We start from the raw sequence: 10,769 nt of genomic DNA, 5'->3' as shown, positions 1-10,769 counted from the left end.
ATATCTGGCGTTGACTTTTGGCACGCTGTTGAGTTCTCAAGGAACGGACACTTCCTTCGGACCGCCTTCCAGCGGGCCCTCCGGGCGTTTCGTTCTTTCGTGTTTCCAGCTTATCAGATGTTTTCCGCTCCGTTTCCGGGGCTTCGTTCATCCAACTTGCCGGTGTCTTTCGGGGTTTGACGCCCCGTCCGACGTTTCAAACTCTAGCCGATCCCCGCTCCGAAAAGCGAATCCAGCCGCAATCCATATAAACGGACACGCCAAAACAGACCCAGGCCGCGAAACCGAAAAGGCACGACGCGACCCAGCCCGAACTGGGAAGTGGTGTTTCAAGGATTGGCCGCCCCGGGACCGTCCGCGCCGATGCGTGTCCGGTGCTCCCTGCCGAGCGACTAGAGAACACTACCCCTGTCCGGGGCCGTACGCAAACCGGTGCCCGGGACGGTACGGGTGCAGAGGGCGCGGCCGGCCTTCACGTACTCGCCGTTGGGGTGGTCGTTGCCGTTGACCCAGTGGCGGGCGGTGGCCTCGTCGCGGCCCCCGTCCCGGTGGCGGCGCAGCAGGCGTTCCTCCCGGACGTCGTCCCTGGTGTCCACGTACCAGAGCTCGCGGAGCAGGCGGCGGGCGTCCGGCCAGGGAGTGTCGGTGGAGGCGAGGTAGTTGCCTTCGGTGACGACGAGGCGGGCGTGCGGGCGGACCACGTGGCGGGCGGCGACCGGCTCGTCGAGGGTGCGGTCGAAGTCGGGGACGTAGATGTCCTGGAACCGGTCGGTGGCGATGCGGCGCAGCAGGGCGACGTAGCCGTGGGCGTCGAAGGTGGCGGGGGCGCCCTTGCGGTGGGTGAGGTCGAGGCGGTCCAGCTGGGCGGCGGAGAGGTGGAAGCCGTCGAGCGGGACGTACGCGGCGCTGCCGGGGCCCTCGACGCGCTCGACCTCGGCGACCAGGTGCCGGGCGAGGGTGGACTTGCCGGCGCCGGGCGGGCCGGCAAGTCCGAGGAGCGTGCGGGCGTTGCTGCCCGGGCCCCGGAGGAGTCCGAGGGCGAGGGCGGTGAGGCGGTCCTCGTGCTGGCTCATGCGCGCACCCTACTCACGGGCGGCGGCGCTGCTCATCCGCGCGTCATCCGCGAATCACCCGCGCGGGGCGAGGGCTGGAGTCTCCAGGGTGAGCGTCCCGGCGTCGGCGTCGAGGAGCGCGGGGACTCCGAGCGGCACGGTCAGCGAGGAGGGGCCGTGGCCGAAACCGAGTTCCCAGATGACGGGTATGCCGAGCGGGCCGAGGCGGTCGAGCATGACATCGCGGACCCGGTCCAGCGGCCCGCAGCCCTCCCACGAGCCGAGGGCGATGCCCGCGACGCCGTCGAAGGCGCCGGAGCGCAGGAACTGGGTGAGCAGCCGGTCGAGCTGGTACGGGTGCTCGTGGACGTCCTCCAGGAGCAGGATGCTTCCCGCGTAGGAGGGGCGGGCGGCGGGCGTGCCGCGTTCGGCCGCGAGGACGTGGACGCAGCCGCCGGCGGTGACACCCCGGGCGCGGCCGGGGACCAGGGCGGTGGCGCTCGACGAGGTGAGCACCGTGACCGACTCGGGTTCGAAGAGGGTGCGGCGCAGGTGTTCGGCGGTCGGTCCGTCGGAGATGAAGGAGCCGGCCGCGCTCATCGGCCCGTACAGGGTGGCGAGGCCGAGGCGCTGGGCGAAGGCCTCCTGAAGGGAGGAGACGTCGCTGAAGCCGACCAGCACCTTGGGCGGGACGGCGCGCAGCGCGTCCCAGTCGAGCAGGTCGACCATGCGGTGCACGCCGTAGCCGCCGCGGGCGCAGATGACCGCATCGACGGTGGGGTCGAGCCAGGCGTCCTGGAGGTCGGCGGCGCGGTCGGCGTCGGTCCCGGCCAGGTGGCCGAGGGTGGGGTGGGTGTCGAGGACGTGCGGGGCGATGGTGACCCGCAGCCCCCAGGAGCGCAGGATCTCGGCCCCGGCGGTGAGCCGCTCGGGGTCGATCGGGCCGCTGGGGGCGATCACGACGACGTGGTCCCCCGGACGGAGGTGCGGCGGGCGGGTCAGCCCTCGGTCGGGCGGGGTCAGGTGCTGGTCCATGGCCGGAATCCTTCCAGGGTGCGGGGTGGGTGCGGGGCGGCGAGGGTGTGGCGGGGGTGACGTGCGCTCAGTTCCGGCGCGGCCCGCCGGGACTGGTATGCCCCGTCCGCTTCAAACCGATCCCATCACCGCCCTGACCTCGGCGAGGGTGGCGTCGGCGACGACGTTGGCGCGCTCGGCGCCGTCGCGCAGGACCTGCCGCAGGTGGGCCCGGTCGGCGGCGAGCTCGGCACGGCGGGTGCGCAGGGGGCGGAGGAACTCGTTGACGGATTCGATGACGGTCCGCTTGAGCGCGGCGGCACCGCCGTCGCCGAGCTCGTCGGCGACCGCCTCGGGTGTCCGGTCCTGACAGAGGGCGGCGAGCAGGACGAGGCTGGAGACCTCGGGGCGGTTGACCGGGTCGTAGCCGATCCGGCGGTCGTGGTCGGTCCTGGCGCCGCGGATGAGCCGGGCGGTCTCGTCCTCGGTGGCGCCGAGGGGGACGGCGTTGCCGCGGCTCTTGCTCATCTTGCGCCCGTCGGTGCCGAGCAGCAGCGGGGCGTCCGAGAGCAGGGCCTGGGGCTTGGGGAAGACCGCGGTGCCGTCGGCGTGCGGGTAGCGCTCGTGGAAGCGGCGGGCGATGGTGCGGGCGACTTCGAGGTGGGGCAGCTGGTCCTGGCCGACCGGGACGAGGTCGGCCTTGCAGAAGAGGATGTCGGCGGCCTGGTGGACGGGGTAGGTGAACATCAGCCCGTTGACGGCGGCCTGGTCGGAGTGGGCGATCTCGTCCTTCACGGTGGGGTTGCGGCTCAGTTCGGCGACGCTGACCAAGCTGAGGAAGGGCAGGAGCAGCTGGTTGAGGGCGGGGACGGCGCTGTGCGCGAAGATCGTGGCGCGGTCGGGGTCGAGGCCGGCCGCGAGGTAGTCGAGGACGAGGTTCTCGGAGTGTTCGGCGAGCCGGTCGGCGAGGTCCCGGTCGGTGATGACCTGGTAGTCGGCGACGACGACGAACATCTCGACGCCCTGGCGCTGGAGGCGGACGCGGTTCTGCAGGGTCCCGAAGTAGTGGCCGAGGTGGAGCGGGCCGGTGGGGCGGTCCCCGGTCAGGACGCGGTGGACGGCGGGAGCGGCGGTGGACGTGGTGCGGGTGTCGGCGGACGTGCCCGGGGTGGACGTGCTCACGGTGGTCATCGGGTTTCTCCTCGGTACGGCGGTGGTGGTGGCCGTCCGGGGCTCGGGCCCGTCCCGTGGAAACGCAGCAGGGCCGTCCATCCCGGACGGCCCTGGTCAGGCGTGAGTGGTGGCCGTCCTAGGACGGCCACCAGCACAGGCCCGCGTAGCGCTTCATGGGGAGAAGGCTAGCGTCGGTCACTCCTCGACCACCAGGGCCGGCCCGGCTGTCCGGACGGGGCGGCTCCGAGGCCTTCGTCGCACCCGGCAGCCGAGCCGCCACACCCCGTAGGGGCGGCGGCGGGCAGCGCGCACTGGCGCGGAAATGACGCTTGGAGCTGGTCGCGCGGTGCGGGAGGATCGTCGGGACCGTCCCCCGAAGGGCCCGCCGATGACCTCGTTCCAGCCGTCCGCCACCGTCCCGTCCTTGCCCGGCCCGCCGACGGACGGTGCCGGCTCTCCGCCCTTGGCCTCGCCCTCGTCCCTGGCCTCGGCCTCGGCTGCCGCGCGGTGCTCGATCGCCAGGGCCGCCGCCGACGTCGGCCAGGGCGCCGGGGCGGCCGGCCGGTCCCGCCACGGCTTGGTGCCGCAGCCCCGCGGGAGCGAGGACGCGACGCGGGCGGGCGCCCCTTCCGAGCGCAGGCCGACGGCGGCCGGCGACCCGACGACGGCCCGGCTGCGGGCGGCGCTCGGCGACCGGCTGCGCGCCGCGCACGCCCAGGGACGGTCGATCGAGGAGCTGGCGGCGGCGTGCAGACGGCCGGTCGAGGAGGTGCGGGCGCTGCTCGCCGAGGGCGCCCGGCACGGCTCGGCTCGTTCGGAGGGGTCGGCGTGGTCGCAGGGGTCGGCTCGGTCGGACGGCGCGGACGGTGTGGACAGCGCGGACGGCTCGGGTGATCCGGACGCCCTGGACCAGTCGGTGGCCGAAGCGGGGGAGGAACGGTTCGTCCCGGTGCTGCGCGCGGCGCGCGAGGAGCCGCGCACCACGCTGACCCGGCGCCCCTCACCCTCGCGCCGGCTGCGCCGGATGCATCCGCTGTCCCCGGACGCCGGGCAGGAAGCGGCCGCACGGGAGACGGCCGCCACCGACCCGCTGTCCACGGCGGCCGGCGCATGGGTCGGGATGACGCCGGGCACCATGACGCCAGGCACCACGACGACGGACGCGGCGGCGACCGGCGCGGCGGCAACGGGCGGATCGGGTGAGGCCCTGACCGCGGGCAACCGCGATGCGCGAGAGCCCGCCCCGGCCACCGAGACGCCGCTCGGCATCCTGATCGGCGGCACCCCGAACCAGCCCGAGGCCGTCGGCCGCCCGGAGGAGCGGGCGCCGGTCCGGGTGGTGGCGGAGCCGGTCCGGATCGGGCGGGGCACCAGCCTGGTGGTGCTGCCGTCCTGGCGCCCCGCCATCGCCGTCTCGGTGCCGACCGATCAGCTGCTGTCCGCGACCGGGCTCACCGTCGAGCAACTGGCCGACGCCCGGCTGACGGTGCTGATGAACCCCGCCGCGCTGCACGACCGGGAGCTGGACCTGCACGGCTGGCGGACCGGCCCGGACGGACGGGGCCGACGCGGCCAACGGCCGTAGGGCACACCCCGGGACGGGCCCGGTGGCGCCGACGACCCCGGCGCTCCCGACCACAGTGGCCGTGCGACCAGCGGCGGAGTGCGGTCAGCGGGCGACCGGGGCGTTCGGGACGTAGCCGAGGTCGACCGGGACCGGCGGGCGGCCGTCGACGGCCCAGCCCGCACGGACGGCGGTCAGCAGCTCGGGCAGCCGGGGCGGCCAGAGCGCGTCGGCGTTCTCGTCGGCGAGGTCCGCCGGGGTCCACCAGCGCCAGTCGAGGATCCGGTCCTCGGCGTGCACCGCGCTGACGTCACCGACCGGGCCGCGGTGCGGCCCCGTGGTGAGGTAGATGTGCTCGTGCTGGCGGACCGGGGTGCCGTGCCAGGTGAAGTCGTGTTCCCAGGTGCAGAGCAGCGGGCCGGGTTCGAGGTCGGTCCAGCCGGTCTCCTCCCAGAGTTCGCGCCGGGCGCCCGTGACCGGGGTCTCGCCGGGTTCCAGGCCGCCGCCCGGCATCGTCCAGTGGACGCCGACCTCGTCGTTGTCCGAACGGAGCAGGAAGACCGAGCCGTTCTCGTCCAGCACCACCGTCCTGGCGGCCTGCCGGGGAACGCGCTTGCGGGGTCGTAGCAGGTTTCGCATCGGATCAATCTGACAGCCGCCGTTCCGGGCGTCGAGCGAATTGGGGCCCGTCCGAATTGGGGCCCGTCGAGACCGGCGCCACCGGCGACCGGTGGCCGTACCCTGACGGCCATGCCCGTACCCGCGATCCTCTTCCCCGCCGACCCGCTCAACCCGCGCCGGCCCGACCCGCACTTCGCCTGGGAGGCCCGGCTGCTGCGGGAGTTGGGCGGCGAGCACCACCTGGTCGACCACGACGCGCTGCTCGCCGGGCACGCGGAGGAGGCGGTCCGGCGGGTGCCCCGGGACGGCGGGCCGCTCTGGTACCGGGGCTGGATGCTCCCGTCCGCTCGGTACGCCGCCTTCGCCGCCGCGCTGACCGCGCGCGGCTGCGGTCTGCTGACCAGCCCGGCCGGCTATGCGACGGCACACGAACTGCCGGGCTGGTACGACGTGTTCGACGGGGCGACCCCGGCCAGCGTGTGGATCCCGTCGACCGGGGTGCCGGCACCGCCCGGGCCGACGGAGCTGGCGGCCGCGGTGGCCCGGCTCGGCGGGCACGGGCCGGCGATCGTCAAGGACTACGTGAAGTCGCGCAAGCACGAGTGGCACGAGGCCTGTTACGTACCCGAGTTGGCCGACCTGGCGGCGGTCGGGCGGGTGGTGGCGCGGTTCGTCGAGCTACAGGGCGAGTTCCTGGCCGGTGGGGTGGTGCTGCGGCGCTACGAGGAGTTCGAGCGGGCGGACGGGGGTCCGGGCTCTGCGGACAGCTCTCCTGGTCCCGCGGGCGGGCGGGGTGGTCGGGCCGCGGAGGCGCGGGTCTGGTGGCTGGACGGCGAGCCCGTGCTGGTCGGACCGCATCCGGACGCACCGCACGACACCGTCGAGCCCGACCTCACCGGCGTGCACGCCCTGGTCCGGACGCTGGGCTGTCGCTTCGTCACCACCGACCTCGCCAGCCGGGCCGACGGCACCGGCTGGCGGGTGGTCGAGGTCGGGGACGGGCAGGTCAGCGACCTGCCGCACGGGATCGATGCGGCGGGGCTGCTGGCCTCGCTGATCGCCGCCTGACGGGCCGGAGCCGACCGGCCGCCAGGCGGCGGGAGCAGGCGGCGCCGTCCCACGGCGCCGTCCCGCGGCGGTGCTACCCGGCGGCGACGGGCTCGACCGCCGGGTGTCCGTCCGCGATGAAGGCCTGCCAGAGCTGGGCGTACGCCCCGCCGCGGGCGAGCAGCTCGGTGTGCGTGCCGTCCTCGACCACCCGGCCGTGGTCCAGCACGACGACCCGGTCGGCGCGCTCGGCGGTGGTCAGGCGGTGGGCGATGACCAGGGTGGTGCGGCCGCCGCTGAGCCGGTCCGCGGCCTGGTTGACCGCCGCCTCGGTGGCCAGGTCGAGCGCCGCGGTGGCCTCGTCGAGCAGCAGGATGTCCGGGTCGACCAGCTCGGCCCGGGCCAGGGCGATCAGCTGGCGCTGGCCCGCCGAGAGGTTGCGGCCGCGGCCGGCCACCTCGTGGTCGTAGCCACCGGACAGCCGGAGGATCATCTCGTGCGCGCCGACCGCCCGGGCCGCCGCCTCCACCTCGGCCGCCGAGGCCGAGGGCCGCCCGTAGGCGATGGCCTCCCGGACCGTGCCCGCGAACAGGTAGGCCTCCTGCGGCACCACGCCCAGCCGGTGGCGGTACTGCGCCAGGTCGTAGCGGGTGAGGTCGACCCCGTCGACCCGCACGGTGCCCTCGGTCGCGTCGTAGAACCGGGCGACCAGCTTCACCAGCGTGGACTTGCCGGCGCCGGTCTCCCCGACCAGGGCCACCGTCTGTCCGGCGGGGATGTGCAGGTCCACCCCGGTGAGCACGTCCGGCGCGCCGTCCGCGCCGCCGTTGTACGCGAAGCCGACGCCCTCGAAGGTGATCTCGCCGCGCAGCCTCCCGGGGACCCGGACCGGTTCGGCCGCCTCGGCGGTGGTGGTCGGGGTGCGCAGCAGCTCGCGGATCCGGCCCAGGCCCACCGCAGCCTGCTGGTAGCCGTCGAACACCTGGGACAGCTGGTTGACCGGGGCGAAGAACTGGTCGATGTAGAGCAGGTACGCGACCAGCGCGCCGACCGTCAGGGTGCCGCTGTCGACCCGGGACGCGCCCACGATCAGCACCAGCGCGCCGGCCACGGTGGAGAGGAACTGGACGAACGGGAAGTACAGCGAGATGTACAGCTGGGCGCGGACCCGGGCGTCGCGGTAGGCGATGCCCCGGGCGACGAAGCGGTCGGTGTTGGCGTCCAAGCGGCGGAAGGCCTGGACGATCCGCATGCCGGCCACGTTCTCCTGAAGATCGGCGTTGACGGTGCTGATGAGGTCCCGGGAGATCTCGTACTGGTCCTTGGACTTCTTGCGGAACACCAGCGTCGCGATCACCAGCAGGGGAAGCACCGCGAAGACCACCAGGGCCAGGCCGGCGTCGATGATCAGCAGTGCGGCGAAGATCCCGACGAAGGTCAGCAGGCTGACCACAGCGGTGACCACGCCGGTCTGCAGGAAGGACGTCAGCGAGTCCAGGTCGGTGGTCATCCGGGTCATGATCCGCCCGGACAGCTCGCGCTCGTAGTAGTCCAGGCCGAGCCGGTTGAGGTGGGCGAAGATCTTGAGCCGGAGCACGTAGAGGACACGCTCGCCGGTGCGACCGCTGACCCGGTTCTCGGCGCTCTGCACCACCCAGTCCAGCAGGACCACCACCAGCGCGGTGAGCGCGGCCACGGCGACCCCGGACATCATGGCCTTGCTGACGCCCTCGTCGATGCCGTGCCGGATCAGGATCGGCAGCACCAGGCCGGCGCCGGCGTCCAGCGCGACCAGCAGGAGGGCGAGGGCGAGCGGGGCCCGGAAGGGGCGCAGCAGGCGGCGGAGGGTGAAGTCCGGGTCGCCGGCCTCGGCCTCGGCGCGCGGGATCGCCGGGGTGTCGGTGGCCGGCGGGAGGGCGGCGACCTTCGCCAGCAGGTCGGGGTCGGGGTCGGCGGTGCGGGCCGCCTTGACCAGGGCGGGGGTGGCCGGGGTGATCTGCGGCGCCTGCTGTGCCTGCTGCGCCTCGGCGGGGGCCGGGGTCCCCGCCGGGGTCGTGGCCGGTGTCGCCGTCGGTGTCGCGGTCGGCTCGGCCTCGGGGTGGCGGGGTGCCTTGCCGGCCTCGGGGTCGGTGATCAGGGCCCGGTACCGGGGACATCGGGCTTCGAGTTCCTCGTGCGTCCCGATGTCCAGCAGCCGGCCGTGGTCCAGGACGGCGATCCGGTCGGCGAGTTGGAGGGTCGAGCGGCGGTGCGCGATGAGCAGCGTGGTGCGGCCGGTCATCACCGAGCGCAGCGCGTCGTGGATCTCCGCCTCGACCTGCGGGTCCACCGCCGAGGTGGCGTCGTCCAGCAGCAGGATGCGGGGGTCGGTGAGGATCGCCCGGGCCAGGGCGATGCGCTGGCGCTGACCGCCGGAGAGGGTCATGCCCTGCTCGCCGACCTTGGTGTCGTAGCCGTCCGGCAGCTCGCGGACGAACTCGTCGGCCTGGGCGGCGCGTGCGGCTGCGACGACCTGCTCGTCGGTGGCGTCCGGGCGGCCGTAGGCGATGTTGGTCCGGACCGACTCCGAGAACAGGAAGCTCTCCTCGGGGACGATGCCCACCGCCGCGCGGACCGAGTCGAGGGTGAGGTCGCGCAGGTCGTGGCCGTAGAGGCGGACGGCGCCGGACGCCGGATCGTAGAACCGGGGCACCAGCTGCGCCACCGTCGACTTGCCGGAGCCGGACGCGCCGACCAGGGCGAGGGTCTCGCCGGGGGCCAGCTTCAGGCTGAGGCCGTGCAGGACGGGAGCCGGGTGCTCGGGGTCGTAACGGAACTCGACCTGGTCGAACTCCAGGGCCACGTCGGGGGTGCGTGGGGCTCCGGCCGGCGCGGCGTCCGCGCGCCCCTCGGCCGGGTGGGCGGTCGGGGTGGCGGTCAGGTCGAGGGCGACGGCGTCCGGACGCTCCTGGACCAGCGGGCGCTCGTCGATCAGCTGGAGGACGCGCTCCACGCCGGCCCGGGCCTGCTGGCCGACCGTGATGACCATGGTGAGCATCCGCACCGGGCCGGTCATCTGCGCGACGTAGGTGGAGAAGGCGACGAAGGTGCCCAGCGAGACCTGGCCCTCGACGGCCAGCCAGCCGCCGAACGCCAGCACCGCGACCTGCGCGAACGCGGGGACGGCCTGCATCGCCGGGTTGTACCGGGCGTTCAGCCGGATCGACCGGAGCCGGGCGGCGAAGAGGTGGCGGGAGGCGTCCTCCAGCTTGTCCAGCTCCTGCGCCTCCTGCCCGAAGCCCTTGACCACCCGGACGCCGCCGATCGCCCCGTCCACCACGCCCGCCACGGCGGCCGCCTCCTGCTGGGCGGCCCAGGTGGAGGGGAACAGGCGCTTGCGGCTGAGCCCGGTGACCCACCACAGCACCGGGGCCATCACCAGGGCGATCAGGGTGAGCGGCGGGGACAGCCAGATCATCACGGCCAGCGACATGACGAACATCAGCAGGTAGCCGGTCATCATCGGCAGCATCGAGAGCAGGCCGTTGACCAGCTGGAGGTCGGAGGTCGCACGGCCGACCACCTGGCCGGTGTCCAGCCGGTCCTGGCGGTGGCCGTCGAGGCGGCCGAGCGAGCGGAACAGGTCGCTGCGCAGGTCGTGCTGGACGTCGACGGCGAGCTGGCCGCCGTAGTAGCGGCGGACCTGGGTGCAGCCGAAGACCACGGCGGCGGCGAGCAGCAGCAGCACCGCCCAGGGGGCCAGCGAGCGGGTGTGCGCGGTGATGACGTCGTCGATGATCACCTTGGTGATCAGCGGCATCAGCGAGGTGACCGCCATGCCGAGGAGCGAGGCACCGAAGGCGAGCAGCACGCTGCGACGCGAGCGCCGGCAGTACCCCATCAGGCGGCGCAGCCAGCTGGCGTGCCGGGGGTCGTCGGGGATCTGCGGTCTCTGGCCGGCCGTCTCCGGGGTCTGGCCGGGGGCCGGTGAGTCGCTCGGGGAACGCTCCACCATGGATCCGTGAGTCTCAGGCATATTTAGGGAGTCTAATCATCTCGTCGGGTGGCCGCCAAGGCGTTTTCCGACCGGGACAGCGCCGGGGAATGAGCCCGGGCAGCCCGGATCGTCCGGTCCGGCGGAGTGGCCAACAGCCCGCGGCCTGCGCTGATTCCCGTTCGAACGAGCGCACTGCCGAACCGGCCCCGCACCTTGCCCCGCCTCCCTCCAGGGTCGCGGACGGACCGGCACCCGCCCAGCGGCCGCGGGGCGGGCGAGCCCCCTTCTTTGGACCTAGGCCGCAGGCATGGCGGGGCACGGG

At 74.0% G+C, this 10,769-nt stretch carries 7 protein-coding genes; 2 read left to right on the top strand and 5 right to left on the bottom strand.

Annotated elements, in window-relative coordinates:
• Positions 1 to 392: 392 nt before the first annotated feature.
• The 3 genes from ABTY15_RS03130 to trpS form a co-directional block, all read right to left on the bottom strand.
• Complete coding sequence (locus ABTY15_RS03130; RefSeq protein WP_350575055.1) at positions 393 to 1,073, bottom strand: nucleoside/nucleotide kinase family protein; 681 nt, start codon at positions 1,071 to 1,073, stop codon at positions 393 to 395.
• 54 nt (positions 1,074 to 1,127) lie between these two features.
• On the bottom strand, positions 1,128 to 2,087 hold the full coding sequence (locus tag ABTY15_RS03125) for a S66 peptidase family protein (protein WP_350575052.1): 960 nt from the start codon (positions 2,085 to 2,087) through the stop codon (positions 1,128 to 1,130).
• A gap of 111 nt (positions 2,088 to 2,198) precedes the next feature.
• Positions 2,199 to 3,257 carry a tryptophan--tRNA ligase gene (gene trpS / locus ABTY15_RS03120; RefSeq protein ID WP_350575049.1) on the bottom strand — a complete coding sequence of 353 codons (1,059 nt, stop codon included), beginning with the start codon at positions 3,255 to 3,257 and terminating at the stop codon, positions 2,199 to 2,201.
• Between the two features lie 370 nt (positions 3,258 to 3,627).
• On the opposite strand from trpS, the gene ABTY15_RS03115 reads away from it, so the two are divergent.
• Complete coding sequence (locus tag ABTY15_RS03115; protein ID WP_350575046.1) at positions 3,628 to 4,824, top strand: hypothetical protein; 1,197 nt, start codon at positions 3,628 to 3,630, stop codon at positions 4,822 to 4,824.
• Positions 4,825 to 4,908: 84 nt separating this feature from the next.
• Here ABTY15_RS03115 and ABTY15_RS03110 read toward each other — a convergent pair whose 3' ends face one another.
• The gene (locus ABTY15_RS03110) at positions 4,909 to 5,442 is read right to left on the bottom strand and encodes an NUDIX hydrolase (protein WP_350575043.1); all 534 of its coding nucleotides are present in this window, start codon (positions 5,440 to 5,442) and stop codon (positions 4,909 to 4,911) included.
• A 111-nt stretch (positions 5,443 to 5,553) separates the two neighbouring features.
• Here ABTY15_RS03110 and ABTY15_RS03105 point away from each other — a divergent pair, with 111 nt between their 5' ends.
• The gene (locus ABTY15_RS03105; protein WP_350575040.1) at positions 5,554 to 6,492 is read left to right on the top strand and encodes an ATP-grasp domain-containing protein; all 939 of its coding nucleotides are present in this window, start codon (positions 5,554 to 5,556) and stop codon (positions 6,490 to 6,492) included.
• A 73-nt stretch (positions 6,493 to 6,565) separates the two neighbouring features.
• Here the strand turns inward: ABTY15_RS03105 and ABTY15_RS03100 are convergent, their stop codons facing one another.
• Positions 6,566 to 10,351 (bottom strand): ABC transporter ATP-binding protein, encoded by a 3,786-nt coding sequence (locus ABTY15_RS03100; protein ID WP_350575087.1) that lies wholly within the window; start codon positions 10,349 to 10,351, stop codon positions 6,566 to 6,568.
• Between the last annotated feature and the right edge of the window lie 418 nt (positions 10,352 to 10,769).

It is taken from the genome of Kitasatospora sp. NPDC097643 (assembly GCF_040302625.1).
GTDB lineage: Bacteria > Actinomycetota > Actinomycetes > Streptomycetales > Streptomycetaceae > Kitasatospora.
Note: the sequence above shows the minus strand (reverse complement) of the source record. Positions and strands in the feature narration are given on the sequence as shown.

What these genes read in the sequence shown, in the direction of transcription:
- ABTY15_RS03130 (WP_350575055.1), bottom strand. Translation starts at nt 1,073, where the DNA reads ATGAGCCAGCACGAGGACCGCCTCACCGCCCTCGCCCTCGGACTCCTC.
- ABTY15_RS03125 (WP_350575052.1), bottom strand. Translation starts at nt 2,087, where the DNA reads ATGGACCAGCACCTGACCCCGCCCGACCGAGGGCTGACCCGCCCGCCG.
- trpS (WP_350575049.1), bottom strand. Translation starts at nt 3,257, where the DNA reads ATGACCACCGTGAGCACGTCCACCCCGGGCACGTCCGCCGACACCCGC.
- ABTY15_RS03115 (WP_350575046.1), top strand. Translation starts at nt 3,628, where the DNA reads ATGACCTCGTTCCAGCCGTCCGCCACCGTCCCGTCCTTGCCCGGCCCG.
- ABTY15_RS03110 (WP_350575043.1), bottom strand. Translation starts at nt 5,442, where the DNA reads ATGCGAAACCTGCTACGACCCCGCAAGCGCGTTCCCCGGCAGGCCGCC.
- ABTY15_RS03105 (WP_350575040.1), top strand. Translation starts at nt 5,554, where the DNA reads ATGCCCGTACCCGCGATCCTCTTCCCCGCCGACCCGCTCAACCCGCGC.
- ABTY15_RS03100 (WP_350575087.1), bottom strand. Translation starts at nt 10,351, where the DNA reads ATGGGGTACTGCCGGCGCTCGCGTCGCAGCGTGCTGCTCGCCTTCGGT.